At 68.3% G+C, this 22,761-nt stretch carries 19 protein-coding genes; 9 read left to right on the top strand and 10 right to left on the bottom strand.

Annotation, left to right across the window (positions count from 1 at the left end; genetic code table 11):
- The first annotated feature begins 94 nt into the window (after nt 1–94).
- From QPR87_RS04740 to QPR87_RS04730, 3 genes are all read left to right on the top strand, one after another.
- Nucleotides 95–1,522 (top strand): mannose-1-phosphate guanylyltransferase/mannose-6-phosphate isomerase, encoded by a 1,428-nt coding sequence (locus QPR87_RS04740; RefSeq protein ID WP_285048589.1) that lies wholly within the window; start codon nt 95–97, stop codon nt 1,520–1,522.
- A gap of 81 nt (nt 1,523–1,603) precedes the next feature.
- Nucleotides 1,604–2,626: an ABC transporter substrate-binding protein gene (locus QPR87_RS04735; protein WP_285048588.1), complete on the top strand. Its 1,023-nt coding sequence runs from the start codon at nt 1,604–1,606 to the stop codon at nt 2,624–2,626.
- Nucleotides 2,627–2,681: 55 nt separating this feature from the next.
- Nucleotides 2,682–3,287 (top strand): YitT family protein, encoded by a 606-nt coding sequence (locus QPR87_RS04730; RefSeq protein ID WP_011750274.1) that lies wholly within the window; start codon nt 2,682–2,684, stop codon nt 3,285–3,287.
- Nucleotides 3,288–3,296: 9 nt separating this feature from the next.
- Here QPR87_RS04730 and QPR87_RS04725 read toward each other — a convergent pair whose 3' ends face one another.
- Together QPR87_RS04725 and QPR87_RS04720 are read right to left on the bottom strand one after the other, a co-directional pair.
- Complete coding sequence (locus tag QPR87_RS04725; RefSeq protein ID WP_041530440.1) at nt 3,297–3,641, bottom strand: arsenate reductase family protein; 345 nt, start codon at nt 3,639–3,641, stop codon at nt 3,297–3,299.
- A gap of 128 nt (nt 3,642–3,769) precedes the next feature.
- On the bottom strand, nt 3,770–5,065 hold the full coding sequence (locus QPR87_RS04720) for a DUF3422 family protein (protein WP_041530644.1): 1,296 nt from the start codon (nt 5,063–5,065) through the stop codon (nt 3,770–3,772).
- A gap of 182 nt (nt 5,066–5,247) precedes the next feature.
- Between QPR87_RS04720 and QPR87_RS04715 the strand changes: the two genes are divergently transcribed.
- From QPR87_RS04715 to QPR87_RS04695, 4 genes are all read left to right on the top strand, one after another.
- Nucleotides 5,248–5,757: a L,D-transpeptidase family protein gene (locus QPR87_RS04715; RefSeq protein ID WP_011750277.1), complete on the top strand. Its 510-nt coding sequence runs from the start codon at nt 5,248–5,250 to the stop codon at nt 5,755–5,757.
- A gap of 17 nt (nt 5,758–5,774) precedes the next feature.
- Entirely contained in the window at nt 5,775–7,511 is a 1,737-nt protein-coding gene (locus QPR87_RS04705; RefSeq protein WP_502921597.1) for an NnrS family protein, read from the top strand.
- 156 nt (nt 7,512–7,667) lie between these two features.
- The gene (gene chrA / locus QPR87_RS04700; RefSeq protein WP_285048585.1) at nt 7,668–8,885 is read left to right on the top strand and encodes a chromate efflux transporter; all 1,218 of its coding nucleotides are present in this window, start codon (nt 7,668–7,670) and stop codon (nt 8,883–8,885) included.
- 182 nt (nt 8,886–9,067) lie between these two features.
- Nucleotides 9,068–9,337, top strand: coding sequence for a hypothetical protein (locus QPR87_RS04695; RefSeq protein ID WP_199766593.1), 270 nt, complete (start codon nt 9,068–9,070; stop codon nt 9,335–9,337).
- Between the two features lie 70 nt (nt 9,338–9,407).
- On the opposite strand, the gene QPR87_RS04690 is transcribed toward QPR87_RS04695, so the two are convergent.
- The 6 genes from QPR87_RS04690 to QPR87_RS04665 all read right to left on the bottom strand — a co-directional run bounded on the left by QPR87_RS04690 (nt 9,408) and on the right by QPR87_RS04665 (nt 16,686).
- Nucleotides 9,408–10,847, bottom strand: coding sequence for an NAD(P)(+) transhydrogenase (Re/Si-specific) subunit beta (locus tag QPR87_RS04690; protein WP_285048582.1), 1,440 nt, complete (start codon nt 10,845–10,847; stop codon nt 9,408–9,410).
- 13 nt (nt 10,848–10,860) lie between these two features.
- The gene (locus QPR87_RS04685) at nt 10,861–12,435 is read right to left on the bottom strand and encodes a Re/Si-specific NAD(P)(+) transhydrogenase subunit alpha (protein ID WP_285048681.1); all 1,575 of its coding nucleotides are present in this window, start codon (nt 12,433–12,435) and stop codon (nt 10,861–10,863) included.
- A 95-nt stretch (nt 12,436–12,530) separates the two neighbouring features.
- Nucleotides 12,531–13,211, bottom strand: a complete 681-nt coding sequence (locus QPR87_RS04680) for a D-lyxose/D-mannose family sugar isomerase (RefSeq protein WP_011750283.1) — start codon at nt 13,209–13,211, stop codon at nt 12,531–12,533.
- Between the two features lie 10 nt (nt 13,212–13,221).
- Nucleotides 13,222–13,668 carry a methyltransferase family protein gene (locus QPR87_RS04675; protein ID WP_285048580.1) on the bottom strand — a complete coding sequence of 149 codons (447 nt, stop codon included), beginning with the start codon at nt 13,666–13,668 and terminating at the stop codon, nt 13,222–13,224.
- Nucleotides 13,665–15,812 carry a malate synthase G gene (locus QPR87_RS04670; protein ID WP_285048579.1) on the bottom strand — a complete coding sequence of 716 codons (2,148 nt, stop codon included), beginning with the start codon at nt 15,810–15,812 and terminating at the stop codon, nt 13,665–13,667. The genes QPR87_RS04675 and QPR87_RS04670 overlap by 4 nt, the downstream gene beginning before the upstream one ends.
- A 169-nt stretch (nt 15,813–15,981) precedes the next feature.
- The gene (locus QPR87_RS04665) at nt 15,982–16,686 is read right to left on the bottom strand and encodes a hypothetical protein (protein ID WP_104491011.1); all 705 of its coding nucleotides are present in this window, start codon (nt 16,684–16,686) and stop codon (nt 15,982–15,984) included.
- A 167-nt stretch (nt 16,687–16,853) separates the two neighbouring features.
- Here QPR87_RS04665 and pepN point away from each other — a divergent pair, with 167 nt between their 5' ends.
- Complete coding sequence (gene pepN / locus QPR87_RS04660) at nt 16,854–19,397, top strand: aminopeptidase N (protein ID WP_285048578.1); 2,544 nt, start codon at nt 16,854–16,856, stop codon at nt 19,395–19,397.
- Between the two features lie 71 nt (nt 19,398–19,468).
- On the top strand, nt 19,469–20,356 hold the full coding sequence (locus QPR87_RS04655) for a 1-acyl-sn-glycerol-3-phosphate acyltransferase (protein WP_502921596.1): 888 nt from the start codon (nt 19,469–19,471) through the stop codon (nt 20,354–20,356).
- Nucleotides 20,357–20,508: 152 nt separating this feature from the next.
- Here the strand turns inward: QPR87_RS04655 and proB are convergent, their stop codons facing one another.
- On the bottom strand, nt 20,509–21,621 hold the full coding sequence (proB, locus tag QPR87_RS04650) for a glutamate 5-kinase (protein WP_285048576.1): 1,113 nt from the start codon (nt 21,619–21,621) through the stop codon (nt 20,509–20,511).
- A complete protein-coding gene (gene obgE, locus QPR87_RS04645; RefSeq protein WP_230999817.1) occupies nt 21,609–22,640 on the bottom strand; it encodes a GTPase ObgE in 1,032 nt (343 codons plus the stop codon). Before obgE ends, proB begins: the two co-directional genes overlap by 13 nt.
- Nucleotides 22,641–22,761 lie beyond the last annotated feature (121 nt).

Genomic DNA, 22,761 nt, shown 5'->3' with positions numbered 1-22,761 from the left:
GGCATCCTGACGTTTTGCGCAACTTGCGCGCGCAGGGAAGCCGCCGGATAACGAAAGCGTATGGTAACGGCCCCGTGCCGATGGAGCGATTTTCATGACGATCACCCCTGTTCTTCTGGCCGGAGGCTCGGGCACCCGGCTTTGGCCCGTCTCGCGCAAGAGTTTTCCCAAGCAGTTCGCCCCGCTGGTGGGCGATGACAGCCTGTTCCAGGCCTCCGCCCGCCGCCTGTCGGGTCCGCGCTACGGCGCGCCGCTGGTGATGACCAATGCCGATTTCCGCTTCATCGTCGCCGAACAGCTGGACCAGATCGGCATCGCGCCGGCGGCGATCCTGATCGAGCCCTCGGGCCGCAACACCGCCCCCGCGATCCTTGCCGCGGCGCTTCGCGCGGCCGAGACGGACCCCGATGCCGTGCTGCTGGTCGCGCCGTCGGATCATGTCGTGCCCGATACCGAGGCATTCGGCCGCGCCGTCGATCTGGGCCTGCCCGCGGCACGGGCCGGCCGCATCGTCACCTTCGGCATCACCCCCACCCGCCCCGAGACCGGCTATGGCTATATGGAGGCCGAGGGCGGCAACGGCGGCGAAGGCCCACTGGTGCTGAAACGCTTCGTCGAAAAGCCGGATGCCGAGAATGCGGCACGGATGATCGCTCAGGGCGATTTCCTGTGGAACGCAGGCATCTTCCTGTTCGCCGCCCGCACCATGGTCGAGGCTTTCGAAACCCATGCGCCGGAATATCTGGGCCCCGTGCAGGCGGCGCTGACCGAAGCGCGCATGGACCTGGGTTTCCTGCGGCTTGCGCCCGAGCCCTGGGACGGGCTGCCGGACCGCTCGGTGGACTACGCCGTGCTGGAAAAGGCCGGCAACCTGTCGGTAGTGCGCTATTCGGGCCATTGGTCGGATCTGGGCGGCTGGGATGCGGTCTGGCACGAGATCCAGCGGGATGAACCGGCCGAGCGCGGCGCCGTGGTGGATGGGCGCTCGACCGCGATCGACTGCGACAACGTGCTGTTGCGGGCGCAGGACGAGGGGATCGAGGTCGTCGGCATCGGCCTCAGGGACGTGATGGTCGTGGCCACCGACGACGCCGTGCTGGTGGCCAGCATGGACCGCGCGCAGGAGGTGCGCAAGGCGGTCAGCGCGCTCAAGGCCAAGGGCGCCCGCCAGGCCGAGCATTTCCTGCGCGATCATCGCCCCTGGGGCTGGTTCGAGACGCTGGCGCTGGCCGACCGCTTCCAGGTCAAGCGCATCGTCGTCAATCCCGGCGCGGCCCTGTCGCTGCAATCGCATTTCCATCGGTCCGAGCATTGGATCGTGGTGTCCGGCACTGCGCGGGTGACGGTTGACGAGACGGTGACCCTGCTGACCGAGAACCAGTCGATCTATGTGCCGCTGGGCGCGGTCCACCGGCTGGAAAACCCCGGCAAGGTGCCGATGGTGCTGATCGAGGTGCAGACCGGCGTCTATCTGGGCGAAGACGATATCGTGCGCTACGAGGATGTCTATTCGCGCGGCTGACCGCCGCTCGCGGCATCGTGCAGGGTGCGACGGCTTGCGGTGCCGACACCGGCCGTCTAACCATGGCCGGCGATGAAATGGATGACCAAATCGCTGATCCCGGCCGCAGTGCTGCTGATGCTGGGCTCGCTGGCGGCGCGCGCCGAGCAGCTGACCGTGCAGTTGCGCGGCCCGGCGCTGGCCGAATCCGCCGGATTCCTGATCGCCGAGGCGCGCGGCTATTACGCCGAGGAAGGGCTGGCCGTCCGGCTGCGCCCCGCCGACCCCGCGACCCCGCCCTTCGAGGCGCTGGCGCGGGGCGAGGCGGATCTGGCGGTGGAATGGATGCCCACCGCGCTGGTCGCGCGCGAGAACGGCCTGCCCGTGGTCAATATCGCGCAGATCTTCGCCCGGCCGGCGCTGCGGCTGACCTGTCGGCGCGAGGCGGGCGTGGCAGGCGCCGCCGATCTGCGCGGCAAGACCGTCGGCAGCTGGTTCGGCGGCACGGAATATCCGCTGCTGGCCTGGCTGAACCGGCTGGGATTGGTGGCCGATGACAGCCTGTCCGGCGTGGCATTGCTGGCGCAATGGCCGGGGACCGAGATGCTGCGCCAGAAACAGGCCGCCTGCATCAGCACGCTTGGCTATGATCCGGCCCCGGACGAGGGGCTGGTCGAACTCGACCCGCAGGACCAGGGCGCCGCAGTGCTGGAGGACGGGCTTTACGTCCTGGCCGGCACGCTTGCCGCCCCCGAGGCCGAGGAACGGCTGTCAGGGTTCCTGCGCGCCAGCATGCGCGGCTGGCGCGAGGCGGTCGCGCAGCCCGAGGACAGCGCCCGGCTGATCCTTGGTCCCGATCCCGACCCGGGCGCCTTGCAACGGCAGGCCAGGATGCTGCGTCGCATCGGCGGGCTTCTTGCCGCCGACGGTGCGCTGGATGAGGCCGGATACCGCCGCACGGTCGAGACCCTCCGCACCGGCGGGCCGCGCTCGGTGCTGCGCCGCGAACCGCGCGGCGCCTTCACCCATGCGATCAGCGACCGCGCCACCCTGCCCGAAGACGCCGCCGCGACCGCAACCGCCGACCCTACAACCACCGGACCCGACGTCGCGCCGCTGCGCTGATCTGCCCCGGGCAGCCCCCCTTGCCGGTCCCGCCCGGCGCGGGCAAGAGAGGCGCATGAGCGACATTCCTTCCAAACGCCACAGCCGGATCGAGGACGCGCAGGGGCTGGCCTATGGCAGCTTCATGGCCGCGACCGGCGTGCTGCTGCTGACCCATATGGGCTTCGTCACCGGCCAGACGGCTGGGCTGGCGATCCTGATCTCCTATGCCACGGGCTGGAGCTTCGCGCCGATCTTCTTCGTGGTGAACCTGCCCTTCTACTGGCTGGGCTATCGCCGGCTGGGGCTGGGCTTCATGCTGAAATCCTTCATCGCTGTGGCGGCCATGTCGGTGCTGGTCACCATCCTGCCGCCGGCATTGCAATTCGGCCATGTCCATCCGGCCGTGGGGGCGCTGCTGGTGGGTTTCCTGACCGGCTCGGCGCTGCTGGCGCTGTTCCGGCACGGCGCCTCGCTGGGCGGGATCGGCATCGTCGCGCTGTATTTGCAGGATGCGACAGGCTTTCGCGCCGGCTGGACGCAGCTGATCTTCGACGCCTGCATCTTTGCCTGCGCCTTCATGCTGCGGGACTGGCAGACGGTGGCCTGGTCCTTCCTGGGTGCGCTGGTGCTGAACCTGGTGATCGCGATCAACCACCGCCGCGACCGCTATGTGGTCTAGGGGCGGCGCTCAGGCCGCCACCCCCAGCGCACGTTTCACATTGGCGGTCCAGCCCAGCAGCCGCTTGTCGCCTTCGACGATCGCCGGGCGCTTCATCAGCGAGGGCTTGGCCGAAAGCATCTGCAAGGGCGTGCCGGCGCGCTCGTCCTCGGACATGCCGCGCCAGGTCAGGCTGGCCCGGTTCACCAGCTTTTCGCCGAATTCGGCAATCATGCGCCGCCATTCGTCCTGATCCAGCGGCGCCTTGGCCACGTCGCGGAAATCCACCTGCCAGCCCGCGGCCTCCAGCTCGGCCTGCGCCTTCTGGCAGGTCGAGCAATGGCCGAGGCCATACATCTCAAGCCGCCCCGCCATCAGACGAAGGGCACCAGCGGCACGCCGCAGGCCGCAAGGGCCAGAAGCGCGCAAAGGGAAAGGGTATGTCTCACGATTCGCTCCTTCTTCGGGGTTCGCGGCTTTATCGGCGAGACGCGCTGCCGGCGCTAGTGGCCGCCGTCATGCAGCCGCGCCCGGATGCGCCGCATGCCCAGCCAGACGCCAAGCACGGCGATGGGGGTCAGCGCGGCGACCAGCACCGCCTTGTCGATATGCAGCGCATGGGCCAGCGGGTATAGCGCATAGCCCAGCAGGCCGACCGCGTAATAGCTGATCGCCACCACAGACAGCCCCTCGACCGTGTGCTGCAGCCGCAATTGCAGGTCGGCACGCCGGTCCATGCGTTGCATCAGCTCCTGGTTCTGGGCGCTACGCTGGACATCGACGCGGGTGCGCAGCAGCTCGCCCGCCCGTTCGCTGCGGTCCAGCATGGCGGCCAGCCGCTTTTCGGCCGATTTTGCGGTGCGCATCGCCGGCAGATAGCGCCGGGCCATGAACTCGGTCAGCATCTGGCCACCCAGGAAGCGCGTCTCGCGCAGCGAGGCGACGCGGTCCATGACGATGGCCTCATAGGCCGCATTGGCGCCAAAGCGGAAGGCATGCTGGGTCGCCGCGCTTTCCAGCCGGGTCGAGACCGAAAGCAGGTCTTGCAGCACCGCCTCGGCCGGACGGCTTTCGTCGCTCATGCCCTGCACGATGTCGCTGAGCTGCGGATCCAGCGCATTGAGCTGCCGGGTCAGGTCGCGCGCGCGGCCAAGGCCCAGCATGGACATGGCGCGATAGGTCTCCAGGTCCAGAAGCCGCTGCACGATGCGCCCGATCCGGCCGGGCTGCGTGTCGGGCTTGACGAACAGCGCAAAGCGCATCCAGCCGGCAGGATCGATGCGGAAATCGCCGGCCACCACCGCCGCCTCCTCCAGCACCCAGACCGAGGCAAGGCTGTCGGCCGCGAACCAGTCCGACAGGCGCGGCAGGATGTCGGCCGGGTTCTCGGGCAGGAAATCGACCTGGATCATCACCGCCGCGATGCGCTTGCCGGGCGCGTCATGCTGCCAGTCCTCGGGAAAGATCGCCCCGGCCGAGGGATCGAAGGGGCGCGGCGGCAGGCCGGGCGCAAAGGCGGCATAGGTGACGAACTCGGTATGGCTTTCCCAGCGCAGCTGGTGGCGGCCAAGCTGGGCCGTGTAATGCCCGGCGCTGGTGTCGGGGCGCGGCGCGCCGTGCCGGGCGCAAAGCGCGGCAAGGTGCGCGACATCCCTGCCCCGGTCGCGGTTGGCCGCGTCGCGCGGTTCCTTGATCGCCAGGAATACCGCGGTGCAGGGCGCCTTGAGCCGCGGCGAGGGCCGGGCGTGCAGCTCATTCACCAGGCCGTAGCGCTGGGGGTGTTCGTCTTCGTCGTTCATGGGCGCATGATGAGCGGGCGGCATTTTTCCCGCAACAGGAAAACCCTGCGATGTCGCGGCTTTGGCAAATCTGCCACGCTGCGGGCATCGCATCAGGATTTCGTGAAGGCTCGCCTCATTGCCCGGCAGGCGTCGGACGGGCAGAATGGCGCAAAACACACCGTATCGAGGGGCGCGGATCAATGATGGGCTGGCTGGGACGTATCGTCGCACTTGCGGTTCTGCTGGGGCTTGCCGCCTGCGGTCCCAGCAAGTTCAAGACCTATTCCGGCCCGCCCGTGACCCAGGTCGTCGTCAACAAGGGCGCGCGGCAGATGCTGCTGCTCAACGGCAACACGGTGCTGAAGGCCTATCGCATCGGGCTGGGCAACGAGCCCCTGGGCCACAAGCAGTTCGAGGGCGACGGCAAGACCCCCGAGGGGCTCTACTACATCGACCGCCGCAACCCCGACAGCCGCTATCACCTGTCGATCGGCATTTCCTACCCCAATCCGCATGACGCGGTGCTGGCCAGCGAACTGGGGCGCAGCGCCGGCAGCGACATCTTCATCCACGGCCAGGGCCCCGAGGGGCGGGCGCTGTCCAGGCTGCGCCAGGACTGGACCGCCGGCTGCATCGCCGTCACCGATGCCGAGGTCGAGGATATCTATGCCATGGTGCGCGACGGCACGCCGATCATGATCACGCCCTAGTCGTTCAGTCCCGGTCGGTGAGCCGGTGCCACGCTGGCCGAGGGGCCGCATCGCCAGGACCCCATGATGCTGCTGGTCGATATCGGCACCAATGCCGGGACCGTGCTGGGCCATGCCGGCCGGGTCGCCGCCGCCTCCTCGCCCACCGGCCCGGCCTTCGAAGGCGCGGAAATCTCGTCCGGCAACGCGCCGGCACCGGCGCGATGATGGCGCTGCTCAACCGCGGCCATCGACGCGAGATAGAGCCGGCGGTCCGGCGCATCGAAAAGCTCGAGACCGCGCCCGAGCCGCATTTCCAGCAGCTTTTCGTCGATGCCATGGCCCTGCCGAACCGGGTCGACCCGTTCCCGAACCTCGCCGGAGAGGTGAAGCTGCCGCCGCAGCGCCCCCGGCGACGAACGCGTGGCCCGGCGCTGGCGCAGGTGAACCCGCTGCGGCAAGGACGCGAACCTTCGGCGGCGCTGGGATTTGCGGCAAAATGTCCTGCGCCGCGAAGATTCGCCTGTGGCGCATGGACAATCCTCGGCCCCGGCATGCACATTGGAACGCCGGATGACCCATCCGCGCTTTCAGACCACAGCGGCTGCCAATACCTGATGCTTCGCCATCCGATCCATGGGCTGTGGCTCGCGCCGCATCGCCCCCTGTTTCTTCTTGCGGGCCTCTGGGCGGTGCTCGTCCCGCTGGTCTGGCTGGTGCCGCCGGGAATGGGCCCGGACCCGCTGTCGTGGCACCGGCACGAATTGCTGTTCGGCATGGGCGGCGCGGCGGTCGGGGGCTATCTGCTGACCGCGCTGCCCGCATGGACGGGCCGGCCCCGGGTTGCGCCGGCAGCAACGGCGACCATGGTGGCACTTTGGTTTACCGGGCGGCTGGCCTTTCTCCTCGGCATGCCGCCGCCTTTTGCAGCGATTGGCGCGGCGGCCTATTTCCTCGCCCTGGGCGGCCTGCTTTCCCGGGAGGTCGCGAGGGCGAAAGCCTGGCGGAAGCTGCCGCTTGCACTGGCGCCGTTCGGCCTGGGTTGCCTCGAGCCGCTTGCGACGGGCGGTTTCGGCCCCGCCGCCGAAAGCGCCGCGCAGCAGATGGCACCACTGTTCTTTGCGCTGCTCATCAGCCTTGTCGGCGGCCGCGCCGTTGCCGCCTTCACCCGCCGCTGGACCTCGGCATCCTTGGGCAACCCATCCTTCGCCGACCCACGCTGGCTTTCGGGCGGCGGGTTTCTGGCACTGCTCACCGCCATCGCGGCGCTGCTTCAGGATGCTTCGGTGCTTGCCGGGACGCTTCTTGTCGTCTCGGGCCTGCTGCAACTGGCCCGCATGCTCGCCTGGCGCAGTTGGCGCTGCATCCGCTATCCGGCGCTGCTGCTTTTGCATCTGGCCTGGCTATGGCTGCCCGTGGGCCTGATCCTGGCGGGCATGGCGCAGCTTTCGGCAGGCGGTCCTGGCATGGCCACGGCCCTGCACGCCATGACGATGGGCGCCATGGGCACGATGATGCTTGCGATCATGGGACGGGCGGCCATGGCCCGAAAGGGCGGAAGGCTGCTCGTGTCGCGCCCGCTTGCCGTCGCCTTCTGCCTTATTCACGCCTCGGCGCTGATCCGGCTGCGGATGTGCTGCGGCGATCCAGAGGCCTTGCTGCACCTCGCGGCATCGATCTGGATGGCGGGATGGGCGCTGTTCCTTTGGGATTTCCGCCATGCGCTGCAGGGACCGATCCCAAGGCCCGTTCTCAGCGCGCGCAATCGGCCCTGACGATCCGGCCGCCACAATGGAAAGCGCCGACAGCGCAGGACAGCCATGGCCCGGCCCGAATGACGGGTTTGAAGCGCGGGACATGGGTGACATATAGTCTCGGTGACGGGGCGGTTCACATTCCGGCCAGGGGAATTCGAGGGTGGGGCCGAAACCATGAATGGCAGCACGGATACGACCGCAACGAAGCAGGAGCAGGGCACGCCCGGAGAGGTCTTCGCCGCCTTTCTCAAGCTTGGCCTGACCTCCTTTGGCGGGCCGATCGCGCATCTGGGCTTTTTCCGCGACGAGTTGGTGATCCGCCGGAAATGGCTGTCCGACCACGCCTATGCCGATCTGGTCGCGCTGTGCCAGTTCCTGCCCGGCCCGGCCTCCAGCCAGGTGGGCTTTGCCCTGGGGCTGATGCGGGCCGGATGGCTTGGGGCCCTGGCAGCCTTTGCCGCCTTCACGCTGCCCTCGGCGATGATGCTGGTTGTCTTTGCCATGACGGCGAGCGCCGTTTCCGGGCCGGTTGGCGCCGGCGCCCTGCATGGGCTCAAGATCGTTGCCGTCGCCATCGTGGCGCAGGCCGTCTGGGGCATGGCGCGGACCCTGTGCCCGGATCGCGAACGGGCGAGCATCGCGGCGGGGGCCGTGGCCCTGCTGGCCTTCCTGCCCGGCACCTTCGGCATGCTGGGGGCCATCGTCCTGGGCGCCGGCGCCGGGCTGATTCTGTGCCGGGGCAGCGCGGCACCGATTGGCGGCCATGTCTCGATGCCGGTCAGCTACGGCCAGGCGGCGATCAGCCTTGTCGCCTTCGCGGCGCTGCTGGTCCTGCTGCCGCTGGTTGCCGGCGGATCGGGCAGCCTGGCCGTCTTCGACAGCTTCTATCGAGCCGGTGCGCTGGTCTTTGGCGGCGGCCATGTCGTCCTGCCGCTCCTGCAAGCCGAGATGGTCGATACGGCCCGCATTCCGGCGGATGCCTTCCTGGCCGGCTATGGCGCGGCGCAGGCGGTGCCGGGGCCGCTGTTCACCTTTGCCGCCTATCTGGGCGCGGTGCAGGGGCCCGAACCGCATGGCCTTGCGGGGGCGACCATCGCCCTTGTCGCGGTGTTCCTGCCCGGCTTCCTGATCCTGACCGCGATCCTGCCGTTCTGGGATCGGTTTCGGACGATGTCGGCGATGCAATCGCTCATGCGAGGCGCCAATGCCGCCGTCGTCGGCATCCTCGGCGCGGCCCTTTATGCGCCCGTCTTCACCAGCGCCATCGGCAGCATGCGGGATTTCGCCCTGGCGCTTGCCTGCTTCGTGACGCTCATCGCCTGGAAGGCGCCGCTCTGGGCGGTCGTGCTGCTGGCCGCCACCGGGGGCATCGCGCTCGCCCCTGCCGGCTGAACCGCGGCATGGTGATCGAGGCAAGCGGGCGGCATTGCAACCGTGTTTCGACCAATGGTCGAGCAAAGCCCCCTGCATACGCGCATGACTTGTATGGCAGACCTGTTCAAAAGGGCATATACTCATCGGCGGCGCCTGGGATTAACAATCCGCGTAAGATGTTGACCCCAAGCTTCCACCTCATGTACCTGCCACCCATCATCCATGACGCGCTGATCGATTCCGCCGAGACCGAGGGCTATGTCCCCGGCACCATCGAAAGCGTCATGCGCTTCGGTCCGCATTCACGCTGGCGTGCGGGAGTGATCGCCGCCAGTTCGGCCAAGCATTCGCAGGCCCTTGCCACGCGCTGCGCGCTGCTGATCCCGCGCAAGGGCAAGCGGACGCGCAAGCTGGCGCTGCATCCCTCGCTGCCGGCCGATGTCATCAAGTCGATGCTGGACGCAACCTGACCGACCCCGCCGGGCCAAGAAAAAAGCGGGCCGTTCGGCCCGCTTTCTTCGTTTCGCGCTGTCCGCCCCCTCACTCGATCATCGGCAGGAGCTGGTCGATGGATTTTTTGGCGTCGCCATAGAACATGCGGGTGTTTTCCTTGTAGAACAGCGGGTTCTCGATGCCGGAATAGCCGGTGCCCTGGCCGCGCTTGCTGACGAAGACCTGCTTGGCCTTCCAGACCTCCAGCACCGGCATGCCGGCGATGGGCGAGTTCGGGTCCTCCTGCGCCGCCGGGTTCACGATGTCGTTCGAGCCGATCACGATCGCCACGTCGGTATTCGGGAAATCCTCGTTGATCTCGTCCATCTCCAGCACGATGTCATAGGGCACCTTGGCCTCGGCCAGGAGCACGTTCATGTGCCCGGGCAGACGGCCCGCCACAGGATGGATGGCAAAGCGCACGTTCTTGCCCTTGGCACGCAGCTTGCGGGTCAGTTCGCTGACCGATTGCTGGGCCTGCGCCACCGCCATGCCGTAGCCCGGCACGATCACGATCTCGTCGGCATCGTTCAGTGCCGCCGCCACGCTGTCGGCGTCGATGGCCACCTGCTCGCCCTCGATCTCCATCGCCGGGCCGGTCTCGCCGCCGAAGCCGCCCAGGATCACGCTGACAAAGTTGCGGTTCATGGCCTTGCACATGATGTAGCTCAGGATCGCACCCGAGGAGCCGACCAGCGCGCCCACCACGATCAAGAGGTCGTTGCCCAGCGTGAAGCCGATGGCCGCCGCCGCCCAGCCGGAATAGCTGTTCAGCATCGACACCACCACCGGCATGTCGGCGCCGCCGATGCCCATGATCAGGTGATAGCCGATGAAGAACGCCAGCAGCGTGATCAGCGCCAGCCACAGCACCGGCGCGCCGGCAGTGCAGTAGAGGATCACCGACAAGAGCGACAGCGCCGCCGCACCGGCGTTCAGCATATGCCCGCCCGGCAGCTTCCTGGGCTTGCCGTCGATCTTGCCGGCCAGCTTGCCGAAGGCCACGATCGAGCCGGTGAAGGTCACCGCGCCGATGAAGATCCCCAGCGCCACCTCGACCTTGAGCATGGCGATCTCGGCCGGGGTCTTGTGCGCCAGAACCGCGGCGAAGCCGTGGAACTCGGCCGCCGCGTCGGCGGCGCGGGCGCGCAGCACCCGGCCCAGCTCGAACTGGGCGTTGAAGCCGATCAGCACCGCGGCCAGGCCGACGAGGCTGTGCATGGCCGCGACCAGTTGCGGCATCTCGGTCATCTGCACCCGCTTGGCCACGACCCAGCCGATGGCGCCGCCGATGGCCAGCATGACCAGCGTCAGCCCCCAATTGCCATGGCCCGGCCCGATCAGCGTTGCCACGACGGCCAGCGCCATGGCGGCAATGCCGTACCAGACCGCGCGCTTGGCGCTTTCCTGGCCCGAAAGCCCGCCCAGGGACAGGATGAACAGGACGGCCGCGACCACATAGGCGGCGGTGGTGAATCCGTATTCCATGCGCCCCTCTCCCTTACGACTTCTGGAACATGGCGAGCATCCGGCGCGTGACCAGGAAGCCGCCGAAGATGTTGACGCCCGCCATCAGCACCGACAGCGCCGCGAGAAGCACCACCAGCCAGCCGCCCGAGCCGATCTGCAGAAGCGCGCCGACGATGATGATCGACGAGATGGCGTTGGTGATCGCCATCAAGGGCGTGTGCAGCGAATGGCTGACGTTCCAGATCACCTGGAAGCCGACAAAGACCGCCAGCACGAAGACGATGAAATGCGACAGGAAGCTCGCGGGCGCGAACAGCCCCACCAGCAGCATCAGCACCGCGCCGACGCCGAGCAGCGTCACCTGGCTGCGGGTCTGGGCGCGGAACTCGGCGATTTCCTTGTCGCGCCGTTCCTCGAGGGTCAGTTCCCTGGGCTTTTCCTTGGGCTTCGCGGCGGCGATGGCTGCGATCCTGGGCGGCGGCGGCGGCCAGGTCACGTCGCCGTCGAAGGCGACGGTCGAGCCGCGGATCACGTCGTCCTCCATGTTCTGCACGATGACGCCGTCCTTGCCCGGCGTCAGGTCCGAGAGCATGTGGCGGATATTGTTGCCATAGAGTTCAGAGGCTTGCGCGCCCATCCTCGACGGGAAATCGGTATAGCCGATGATGACCACGCCGTTTTCGGTGACGATGCGCTCGTCCGGGACGGTCAGGTCGCAGTTGCCGCCGCGCTCGGCCGCCAGATCGACGATGACCGAGCCGGTCTTCATCGCCTCGACCATGTCGGCGGTCCACAGCTTGGGCGCGTCGCGGCCGGGGATCAGCGCCGTGGTGATGACGATGTCCATCTCGGGCGCGAGTTCGCGGAACTTCTCGAGCTGCTTTTCCCGGAACTCGGGGGACGAGGGCGCGGCATAGCCGCCGGTGGCGGCCCCGTCCTGGACCTGGTCCTGGAAATCCAGATAGACGAATTCCGCGCCCATCGATTCGATCTGCTCGGCCACCTCGGGGCGCACGTCGAAGGCATAGACCTGCGCGCCCAGGCTGACCGCCGCGCCGATGGCCGCAAGCCCCGCGACGCCGGCGCCGACCACCAGCACCTTGGCCGGCGGCACCTTGCCCGCCGCGGTGACCTGGCCGGTGAAGAAGCGGCCGAAATTGTTCGCCGCCTCGATCACCGCCCGGTAGCCGGCGATATTGGCCATCGACGACAGCGCATCCATCTTCTGCGCGCGCGAGATGCGCGGCACCATGTCCATGGCGATGGCGGTGACGCCCTGCTCGCGCGCCAGCTCCAGGAGGTCCGGGTTCTGCGCCGGCCAGAAATGCGAGATCAGCACCTGGCCGCGCCGCATCTGCCGCAGCTCGCCCTCGCTCGGCGGGCGGACCTTGACCACCACGTCCACATCGCCGATCAGCGCCGCGGCATTGGGCTCGACGGTGACGCCCGCCGCCTCATAGGCGGTGTCGGAAAAGCCCGCACGCACCCCCGCGCCAGCCTCGACGTAAACCTCATGCCCAAGCTTGCGCAGATGCGCCGCAGAGGACGGAGTCACCGCCACCCGAGCCTCCCCCTCAAAACTCTCCTTCAAAGCGCCGATCTTCACGAGGCCACCTCCCATGTTAGCGTCTTTCAGCGTTCCCCATAGCAGAGCGCAACAATCTTTCACAAGGGCGTGACGGCGCGTGCGATCCCGAAATGTTACGCCACGTCAGAATCGTAATCGCTGACCAGAAGGTGCAGCGGCGCCTCGTCCTCGACGACATTCGCGAACCGGCCGATCGGGGCTGCGAAGATATTATCGGTCAGGTCGTCGTTCACCGTCGAGACCTCGCCGATCAGCACCGGCCCGCCCTCGGCCCAGAACTCGTGCCAGTCGCCCGGGCGCAGCGTCACGGATTCGCCCGGCGACAGCCGCAGCACGCCGCCCGGCGCGATCTCGCGCGGGATGCCGTCGCAATCGACCCGGCAGGGCGCGTTGCGGTCCATGCGCCCCTGCGCGTCCGAGCCGCAAAGCCGGATCGCCAGCGTGGCACCCCAGCGGTTGATGATATCCTCGGTCTTGATGACATGGGTGTGCATCGGGCTGATCTGGTTTTCCTGCGAGATCAGCAGCTTTTCGGCATAGACCATGCCCCTGCCCGCCTGGAGGTCGGCCAGCCGGCCGTTGCGCAGGGTGAACAGGAACAGGCCCAGCCGATCGAAATCGCCCTGGCCGTAATCGGTGATGTCCCAGCCCAGCCGGCCCTCGCGGATGGCGGGGGTGGCGCGCGTGCGGAACTCCCCGGGGCTCCAATGCGCAAAGGGCGGCAGGTGAAAGCCTGCCTTGCCGATCAGCTCGGCCGCCTCGGCCATGATGCGGTTGATGCGCGAGCGTTCCATGATGCCCTCCCTAGATCCAGCGCCTGACCTGCATCCTATAGCGGTCATAGGCGGAACCGAAAGCGGCGGCGATGACGGCCTCTTCGCGCAGGATGAAGCGGCGTTGCAGGAACAGGGCGAAGGCGGGCACCGTGACCAGGCCCGCCGGGGTCCGCAGCGCCAGCATCAGCCCGGCCAGCAGAATCAGGTCGCCCAGATAGATCGGATTGCGCGAGAAGCGGAACGGGCCGGTGGTCACCAGCGCCTCGGGGCGGCGGCCGGGCATGACGGTGGTGCGCGCCCGCGCCATGGTCAGCGCCGCCCAGAGCATCAGGGCCAGCGCCGCCCCGATCAGCAAAAGGCCCGCCCATCGCAAGGCGACGGGCGGGCCCAGCGGGACCAGCCATCCCAGCACCGCCCCGGCCGATGCGAACAGCACCAGCCAGGCCGGCGGCAGGGCGGCCAGCCGCGCGATCACGCGGCCTTTTGCGCCTGCTCGGCCTTGGCCTGCAGGCGGCGGGCATGCAGCACCGGCTCGGTATAGCCCGAGGGCTGCATGCGGCCCAGGAAGACCAGGTCGCAGGCCGCCTGGAAGGCCACGCCGTCATAGCCCGGCGCCATCGGCGCATAGGCCGGATCGTCCGCATTCTGGCGGTCCACCACCACGGCCATCTTGCGGAAGGCGTCCATCACCTGCCCGTCCGATACGATGCCGTGATGCAGCCAGTTCGCCAGCGACTGGGCCGAGATGCGCAGCGTGGCGCGGTCCTCCATCAGCCCGACATCGTTGATGTCCGGCACCTTCGAGCAGCCGACGCCCTGGTCGATCCAGCGCACGACATAGCCCAGGATGCCCTGGCAGTTGTTCTCCAGCTCGCGGGTGATCTCGGCCTCGCTGTAGTTGCGGCCGCCGGCCAGCGGGATGGTCAGCAGGTCGTCCAGCCGCGAGGGCCGGCGCAGCGCCGCGATCTGGGCCTGGCGGGCAAAGACATCGACCTTGTGGTAATGCGTCGCATGCAGCGTCGCGGCGGTCGGGCTGGGCACCCAGGCGGTATTGGCGCCGGCCATGGGATGGGCGATCTTCTGCTCCAGCATCTCGGCCATCCGGTCCGGGATCGCCCACATGCCCTTGCCGATCTGCGCCTTGCCGGCCAGCCCGCAGGCCAGGCCGATATCGACGTTGCGATCCTCGTAGGCCGAAATCCAGGGCTGCGCCTTCATCTCGCCCTTGGCCAGCATGGCGCCCGCCTCCATCGAGGTGTGGATCTCGTCCCCGGTGCGGTCGAGGAAGCCGGTGTTGATGAAGGCCACGCGGTGCTTGGCGGCGCGGATGCATTCCTTGAGGTTGGCCGAGGTGCGGCGCTCCTCGTCCATGATGCCCAGCTTGACGGTATGGCGCGGCAGGCCCAGCACATCCTCGACGAAATCGAAGATCTCGCAGGCGAAGGCGACCTCCTCGGGCCCGTGCATCTTGGGTTTCACCACATAGATCGATTGCGTGACCGAGTTCTTCGGCCCCTCGCGGTCCAGGTCGCGCTTGGCGCAAAGCGCGGTGACCATGGCGTCCAGCAGCCCCTCATAGACCTCGCCCCCGTCGCGATCCAGCACGGCGGGCGTGGTCATCAGGTGGCCGACATTGCGCACCAGCATCAGCGCGCGACCCTTGGCGGTGACTTCCGAGCCGTCGGGCGCAGTGAAGGTCACGTCGGGATTGAGGCGGCGGGTAAAGGTCTTGCCGCCCTTCTCGACCTCTTCGGCCAGGGTGCCATCCATCAGGCCCAGCCAGTTGGCATAGGCCAGCGCCTTGTCCTCGCCATCGACGCAGGCGACGGAATCCTCGCAATCCATGATCGCCGACAGCGCCGATTCGATCACGATGTCCGAGATGCCCGCCTTGTCCTGCGCGCCGACCGGCGTGGACGGATCGATGACGATGCGGATCAGCAGCCCGTGGTTCTTCAGGAAGATGTCGGTCGGCTTTTCGGCCTCGCCGCGATGGCCGGCGAACTTGGCCCCTTCGCGCAGCGCCGGGACCAGCGCGCCGTCCTTGACCGACAGCCCCTCAATCGCGGCCCAGGAACCCTCGGCCAGCGGCGCGGCCGTATCGAGGAAATCACGGCCCCAGGCAATGACGCGCGCGCCGCGCGCGGCGTCATAGCCCTTGCCTTGCGGCAGGTCGCCCAGGGCATCGGTGCCGTAAAGCGCGTCGTAAAGGCTGCCCCAGCGGGCATTGGCCGCGTTCAGCGCATAGCGCGCATTGGTGATCGGCACCACCAACTGGGGCCCGGCGATGCTGGAGAATTCCGGGTCGGTCTCGGGGGTCTCGATCTGGAAATCCTCGCCCTCGGGAACCAGATAGCCGATCTCGGCCAGGAAATCGCGGTATGCGCCGGTATCCTTCGGCTCGGCGCGATGGGCGATGTGCCAGCCGTCGATGGCCGATTGCAGCTCGTCGCGCCGGTCCAGCAGCGCGCGGTTGCGGGGGCCGAACTCGTGGATCAGCGTCGAAAGCCCCTCCCAGAACCGGCGCGGCTCGACCCCGCTGCCGGGCAGCGCACGCTCGTTGATGAAGGCGGCAAGCGTCTCGTCCACCCGCAATCCTGCCTTTTCCACGCGACCCATCGCACTTCCCCTTGCTTCATGTCCGGCTGGTTTGGTGCACCGTGGTATGCCAAACGGCCGAATGTTTCAACCGGCCCAATCCTCAAGGATTCCGCAATTCATCCTTTCGGGAAAATTGAAAATCCGCCGCCCGGAAAACCGGACGGCGGCACGCACCCGCATGGGGCGATCAGTTGTTCGCGGGGGGCGTGGTGGTGGTTTCACCGGCCGGAGGCACGGTGGTCGCCGGCTCTTCCTCGACGGTGATGGCGTCGTCCAGCGCCTCGCCTGCGTCTTGCAACGCCTCGCCCGCAGCCTCGGCGGCGTTCTCGGCGGCATCCTGGGCGGCGGTTGCGGCCTCGCCCGCGGCTTCGGCAGCCTCTTGGGCGGCTTCGCCGGCAGCGGTGGTGGCATCCTCGGCCGCCTCGCCCATCGCCTCGCCCGCGGCCTCGGCACCGCTTTCGACGGCGGTGGCGGCTTCACTGGCAGCCTCGCCCGCAGCATCGGCGGCGTTCTCGGCAGCCGCGGCGGCGTCATCGGCGGCATCCGAGGCCGCCTCGGCCGGCGTCTCGGTCGCAGCCGGCTCGGTCGCGGTGGTGTCCGTTGCGGCGGGGGGTTCGGTCGTGGTTCCGGCCGGCGCGTCGGCGGTGCTGTCGGCGGGCTCGGTGGTGGTCACGGCGGCATCCTCGCCGGTCGTCGTGGCCCCTTCGCCGTTGCCCATGAAGTATTGCAGCACGAAATAGGCGATGGCCAATGCCAGCAGGATGCCGATGATCAGCGGCAGCGGAGAGGCGCGGCGCTCGACCGGCTCGACATAGGTTTCGGGGGCAGCGGCCGGTTGCTGGGGATCGGTGCCTTCCGTCCGCTTCGGATCGTTCGGGTCATAATGGGCCATTCAAGGTTCCTCGCTCTTTTGATTCTTGCTTTGCGACTGGTCGGCGCAGAAGGCGAGGCCCCCGGCTTGCGACCCGGCTATCCTGCGTCTAACACTTGGGTTTCGCACAAGTTCCCCGTGCCGTCGAATTTTTTTCGTCTGCCTATACCCTGCCTATAAGGTGCCGCATGACCGTCACGCAATACCTCGCCGATTGGCGCCCCTATCCCTACGAGATCGCCGAGACCCGGCTGGAGTTCGATCTTGCCCCGCGCACGACCCGCGTGCGCTCGCAGATCGACTTTCGCCGCAAGGGTGCGGGCGACCTGGTGCTGGACGGCGCGGGCCTGCAGACGCTGGCGCTGGCGATCGACGGCAAGCCGCTCGACCTCGCGCTTGCCCAGGGCGAGCGGCTGGCGATCCCCGCCGCCGACCTGCCCGACGCCTTCACCTTCTCGGCCGAGGTCGAGATCGACCCCGAGGCCAATACCGCGCTGGAGGGGCTCTATCTGTCCGGCGGCATGTTCTGCACGCAATGCGAGGCCGAGGGCTTTCGCCACATCACCTGGTATCCCGACCGCCCGGACGTGATGGCGCCCTTCCGCGTCACCATCCGCTCGGACAAGCCGGTGCTGCTGTCGAACGGCAACCCGGTCTTGCAGGGGGCGGGCCAGGCGGTCTGGCACGATCCCTGGCCGAAGCCCGCCTATCTTTTCGCGCTGGTCGCCGGCGACCTGGTGGCGGTCCCGGACGGCTTCACCACCATGTCGGGCCGCAAGGTAGCGCTGAACGTCTGGGTGCGGCCCGGCGACCAGGACCGCGCCGGCTATGCGATGGAATCGCTGATCCGCTCGATGAAATGGGACGAAGAGGCTTACGGGCGCGAATACGACCTCGACGTGTTCAACATCGTCGCCGTGGACGACTTCAACATGGGCGCGATGGAGAACAAGGGGCTGAACATCTTCAACTCCAAGCTGGTGCTGGCCAGCGCCGAGACCGCGACCGACGGCGATTACGAACGCATCGAGGGGGTGATCGGCCATGAATATTTCCACAACTGGACCGGCAACCGCATCACCTGCCGCGACTGGTTCCAGCTTTGCCTGAAAGAGGGGCTGACGGTCTTTCGCGACCAGCAGTTCACCAGCGACATGCGCTCGGCCGCGGTCAAGCGCATCCATGACGTGCAGACCCTGCGCGCGCGCCAGTTCCGCGAGGATGCCGGCCCGCTGGCCCATCCGCCGCGCCCGGACCACTATCAGGAAATCAACAATTTCTACACCGCCACGGTCTATGAAAAGGGCGCCGAGGTCATCGGCATGCTCAAGCGGCTGGTCGGCGATGACGGTTATCGCAAGGCGCTCGACCTCTATTTCGACCGCCATGACGGCCAGGCCTGCACCATCGAGGACTGGATCAAGGTCTTCGAGGACGCCACCGGCCGCGACCTGACCCAGTTCAGCCGCTGGTATACCGATGCCGGCACCCCGCGCCTGTCGCTGGCCGAGGACTGGCGGGACGGAACGCTGACCCTGAGCTTTAGGCAAGAGACCGCGCCGACCCCCGGCCAGCCCGAAAAGCCGCCGCGGGTGATCCCCATCGCGCTTGGCCTGATCGGCCCGAACGGCGACGAGGTGCTGCCGACCACGGTTCTGGAGATGACCGAGGCCGAGCAGAGCTTCCGCTTCGACGGCCTGGGCGCCCGGCCCGTGGTCTCGCTCTTGCGCGGCTTTTCGGCGCCGGTGACGGTCTCGCGCGAGATCGCGGCGGACGAGCAGGCGCTGCTGCTTGCGCATGACACCGACGCCTATGCGCGCTGGCAGGCGGGCCACGACCTGGCGCTGGATGCGCTGATCACGCGGGCCACCGGCGGCGAAGGCGGCGCCGAGTTCGGCCGCGCCATCGGCGGGTTGCTCGACGATGCCGAGGCCGACCCGGCCTTTGCCGCGCTCTGCCTGTCGCTGCCCGGCGAGGAAGAGATCGCCACCACCATCGCCACGCGCGGCGACATCCCCGACCCCGATGCGATCCATGCCGCGCGCGAGGCGCTGGCCCGCGACATCGCCTTGGCGCATGAACCTGCGCTGGCGCGGCTTTACGATGCGATGCAGACCCCCGGCCCCTATCGCCCCGATGCCGAAGGCGCCGCGCGGCGCAGCCTGCGTCTTGCCTGCCTGGGGCTTTTGTCGCGGATCGACGGCGGGGCGCGGGCCGAGGCGCTGTTCGGCGCCGCCTCGAACATGACCGAGCGGCAGGGCGCGCTGGAATGCCTGATCGCCAACGGCAAGGACAGCGAAGCGCTGGCCGCTTTCGCGCGGGAATTCGCCGACAACCGGCTGGTCATGGACAAATGGTTCATGGTCCAGCCCTTGCGCGCCGCACCCGGGCAGGCGGTGGCCCGGGCCCGCGACCTTGCCGCGCGGCCGGATTTCGACTGGAAGAATCCGAACCGCTTCAGGGCGCTGATCGGCGGGCTGGGTGCCAACCACGCCGCCTTCCACGCCGCCGACGGCTCGGGCTACGATTTCATCGTGGACTGGCTGATGCGGCTCGACCCGGTGAACCCGCAGACCACCGCGCGCATGTGCTCGGCCTTCGAGACATGGACGCGCTACGATGCCGGCCGCCAGGCCCATGCACGCGCGGCGCTCGGCCGGCTGGCGGCCATGCCGGGCCTGTCGCGCAATACATCCGAGATGGTTACGCGCATCCTTGCCGGTGGCGCCTGACCACGACCGAACCGCTCTTGCGGGCATCCTGCCGGCGCGGCAATACTGCCTCCATGGATGCCCGCGAGGACATGAAACGCCGTCTTGATCCGCTGATTGCCGAGCGGGCACCGTGGCTTTTTTCGGGCCGTCGCCATCACGCCCTGGCACGCCAGGCGCTGATGTGGCTCTTGCGCTATCCGCGCACGCTGGACCTGGCGGCCGAATACCGCGACCTGCCGACCGACGAGGTCATGCGCCGCATCGCGGGACTGATCCTGCGCGACCTGCGGGTCGAGGGGCTCGAGCATATCCCGGCCACCGGCCCGGCGCTGATCGTCTCGAACCACCCGACCGGCATTGCCGACGGCATCATGCTGAACGCGGTGATCTCGGCGGTGCGCGACGACCTGTTCGTCTATGCCAACCACGACATCCTGCGCATCCTGCCGCAATTCGACAGCCTGATCGCCCCGGTCGAATGGCGCGTGGAAAAGCGCAGCCATGCCAAGACCCGCGCCACGATGGACTACACGCGCGAGGCGCTGGGACGCGGGCGGATCGGCCTGATCTTCCCCTCGGGCCGGCTGGCCAGGCGCCAGGGACTGACGCTGCACGAACGCCCCTGGATGGCCAGCGCGGCGATGATCGCGAAGAAGTTCGACGCGCCGATCATTCCCTTGCGGATCCGGGCGCGGAACTCGGCGCTGTTCTACCTGCTGGACGCGATTCACCCGACCCTGCGCGACGTGACGCTGTTCAACGAGGTGCTGAACAAGGCCGGCCAGCCCTTCCGGGTCACCATCGGCGCGCCGATCCAGCCCGCGACCCTGCCCGGCCGCAGCGAGGACGGCATCGCGCTCTTGCGGGATGCCGTCCTCGCCCTGCCGGCGCCGGGCAAGAACGCCGTGCGCATGTCGCAGATCCGCGGGCTGTTCCAGCGCCGCCACGCGCTCGCCAAGCCGCACCCGATCGAGTAAGGGGCGACGCCTGCCCTGTGACCAACGTGGCAAATGAGTATTTATGGAACGAAGAAGCCCGGTGCCGCTTCCTGAAATTCAGCGCGGCACCGGGCTTCTTCGTTCTTCAAATACTCATGCGACCGCGACGCAGAGGTTGTCGCCCGGGAATATCACACCACCATGTCGTCGCGATGGATCAACGCGGCGCGGCCGGGATAGCCGAGGATGCCCTCGATCTCGTCGCTGCGATGGCCGGCGATGGCGCGGGCCTCGGTCGAGGAATAGCGCACCAAACCCGAGGCGAGCCGCCCGCCCTTGCCGTCCAGAACCACCACCGGGTCGCCGCGGCCGAAACGGCCCGACACGGCGGTCACGCCGGCCGGCAGCAGCGACTTGCCCTGCCCCAGCGCCAGCGCCGCGCCGGCATCGACGGTGATCTCGCCTTTAGGCTTCATCGCCGCGATCCAGCGCTTGCGCGCCGCCTGCGGGTCGGTGTCGGGCAGGAACCAGGTCACCCGCGCGCCCTGCGCCACGGCGGAAAGCGGGTTCAGCACCGAGCCCTCGGCGATCGCCATGGCGCAGCCCCCGGCCACTGCCGTGCGCGCCGCCAAAAGCTTGGTCTTCATGCCGCCCTTGCTGACGCCCGAGATGGGATCGCCGCCCATGGCCTCGATCTCGGGCGTGATCTGCCCGACCACCGGCAGGTGGCGCGCGGTGGGATCGGTCTTGGGGTTGGCGGTATAGAGCCCGTCCACATCCGAGAGCAGCAAGAGCTGGTCGGCGCCGCATGTCACGGCGATCTGCGCCGCCAGCCGGTCGTTGTCGCCGAAGCGGATCTCGTCGGTCGCCACCGTGTCGTTCTCGTTCACGATGGGCACCACGCCGAGGGCCAGGAGCGTCTGCATGGTCGCGCGGCTGTTGAGATAGCGGCGCCGGTCGGTGGTGTCGTCCAGCGTCACCAGAAGCTGCGCGGTCTTGACGCCATGCGGGGCCAGCGCCTCCTCATAGGCGCGGGCGAGCTTGATCTGGCCCACGGCGGCGGCGGCCTGCGACTGTTCGACCCGCAGCGGGCCGGCCGGCAGGCCCAGCACCTGCCGCCCCAGCGCGATGGCGCCCGATGAGACCAGCACCACATCCGTGCCCCGCGCCCGCGCCTGGGCCACGTCGTCGCAAAGCGCGCGCAGCCATTCGGCGCGCAGGCCCGCACCGTTCACCAGCAGCGCCGAGCCGATCTTGACCACCAGCCGCTGCGCGCGGCCAAGCTTAGGCGTCACGGCTGCCACGGCTTGTCTTCCCGATCCTCGGCCGGCTTGCGCGAGGGCGCGATCCGCGACCAGAGCGCGCGCAGCACCTCGGTCACGCCTTCGCGCGAGACGCCGGACATCAAGAGCACCGGGCCGCCGATCTCGGCCTCCAGCGCCGCCTTGCGCTCTGCCAGCGTCTCGGGGTCGAGCGCATCGATCTTGTTCAGTGCCGTCACCCGCGGTTTCTCGGCCAGCGCCGGGGAATAGGCCTCAAGCTCGGTCAGGATGGTGCGGGCATCAAGCGCCACGTCCTCGGCGGTGCCGTCGACCAGGTGCAGGAGCACGCGCGAGCGCTCGACATGGCCAAGGAACTGGTCGCCGAGGCCCCTGCCTTCGGACGCGCCCTCGATCAGGCCGGGGATGTCGGCCATGACGAATTCATGCCCGTCCACGCCGACGACACCCAGATTGGGATGCAGCGTGGTAAAGGGATAATCCGCGATCTTGGGGCGCGCGTTCGAGACCGCGGCAAGGAAGGTCGACTTCCCGGCATTGGGCAGGCCCACCAGACCCGCATCCGCGATCAGCTTCAGCCGCAGCCACAGCGTGCGCTCCACCCCCGGCTGGCCGGGATTGGCGTGGCGCGGGGCGCGGTTGGTCGAGCTTTTGAAATGCAGGTTGCCGAAGCCGCCATTGCCGCCCTTGGCCAAGAGCACCCGCTGGCCCGGCTCGGTCAGGTCGGCGATCACCGTCTCCTGATCCTCTTCCAGGATCTCGGTCCCGACCGGCACGCGCAGCACGATGTCGTCGCCCGAGGCGCCGGTGCGCTGCGCCCCCATGCCATGGCCGCCGGACTTGGCGAAGAAGTGCTGTTGAAAGCGGAAATCGATCAGCGTGTTCAGCCCCGGGGCGGCCTCGGCCCAGACATCGCCGCCGCGCCCGCCGTCGCCACCGTCCGGGCCGCCGTATTCGATGAATTTCTCGCGGCGGAAGGACACGCAACCCGCGCCCCCGCCGCCCGAGCGGACATAGACCTTGGCGAGATCGAGAAATTTCACGGGGTGGCATCCTTGCGGAGAAAATCAGGCAGAGGGTGGGATACGCGCTTGGGCCTCTCGGTTCAAGGGCGCGGTGCCGGGACGGCGTGACTTTCCCCGCCGGCCGGGCTAGACGGGCCTG

It is taken from the genome of Paracoccus sp. SSJ, from assembly GCF_030234105.1.
Classification (GTDB): Bacteria; Pseudomonadota; Alphaproteobacteria; order Rhodobacterales; family Rhodobacteraceae; genus Paracoccus; species Paracoccus denitrificans.
The sequence above is the reverse complement of the archived record's forward strand: the minus strand, read 5'-3'. Positions and strand labels throughout refer to the sequence as shown.

Coding starts and splice junctions, on each gene's coding strand:
- QPR87_RS04740 (WP_285048589.1), top strand. CDS start 95: ATGACGATCACCCCTGTTCTTCTGGCCGGAGGCTCGGGCACCCGGCTT.
- QPR87_RS04735 (WP_285048588.1), top strand. CDS start 1,604: ATGACCAAATCGCTGATCCCGGCCGCAGTGCTGCTGATGCTGGGCTCG.
- QPR87_RS04730 (WP_011750274.1), top strand. CDS start 2,682: ATGAGCGACATTCCTTCCAAACGCCACAGCCGGATCGAGGACGCGCAG.
- QPR87_RS04725 (WP_041530440.1), bottom strand. CDS start 3,641: ATGGCGGGGCGGCTTGAGATGTATGGCCTCGGCCATTGCTCGACCTGC.
- QPR87_RS04720 (WP_041530644.1), bottom strand. CDS start 5,065: ATGAACGACGAAGACGAACACCCCCAGCGCTACGGCCTGGTGAATGAG.
- QPR87_RS04715 (WP_011750277.1), top strand. CDS start 5,248: ATGATGGGCTGGCTGGGACGTATCGTCGCACTTGCGGTTCTGCTGGGG.
- chrA (WP_285048585.1), top strand. CDS start 7,668: ATGAATGGCAGCACGGATACGACCGCAACGAAGCAGGAGCAGGGCACG.
- QPR87_RS04695 (WP_199766593.1), top strand. CDS start 9,068: ATGTACCTGCCACCCATCATCCATGACGCGCTGATCGATTCCGCCGAG.
- QPR87_RS04690 (WP_285048582.1), bottom strand. CDS start 10,847: ATGGAATACGGATTCACCACCGCCGCCTATGTGGTCGCGGCCGTCCTG.
- QPR87_RS04680 (WP_011750283.1), bottom strand. CDS start 13,211: ATGGAACGCTCGCGCATCAACCGCATCATGGCCGAGGCGGCCGAGCTG.
- QPR87_RS04670 (WP_285048579.1), bottom strand. CDS start 15,812: ATGGGTCGCGTGGAAAAGGCAGGATTGCGGGTGGACGAGACGCTTGCC.
- QPR87_RS04665 (WP_104491011.1), bottom strand. CDS start 16,686: ATGGCCCATTATGACCCGAACGATCCGAAGCGGACGGAAGGCACCGAT.
- pepN (WP_285048578.1), top strand. CDS start 16,854: ATGACCGTCACGCAATACCTCGCCGATTGGCGCCCCTATCCCTACGAG.
- QPR87_RS04655 (WP_502921596.1), top strand. CDS start 19,469: ATGAAACGCCGTCTTGATCCGCTGATTGCCGAGCGGGCACCGTGGCTT.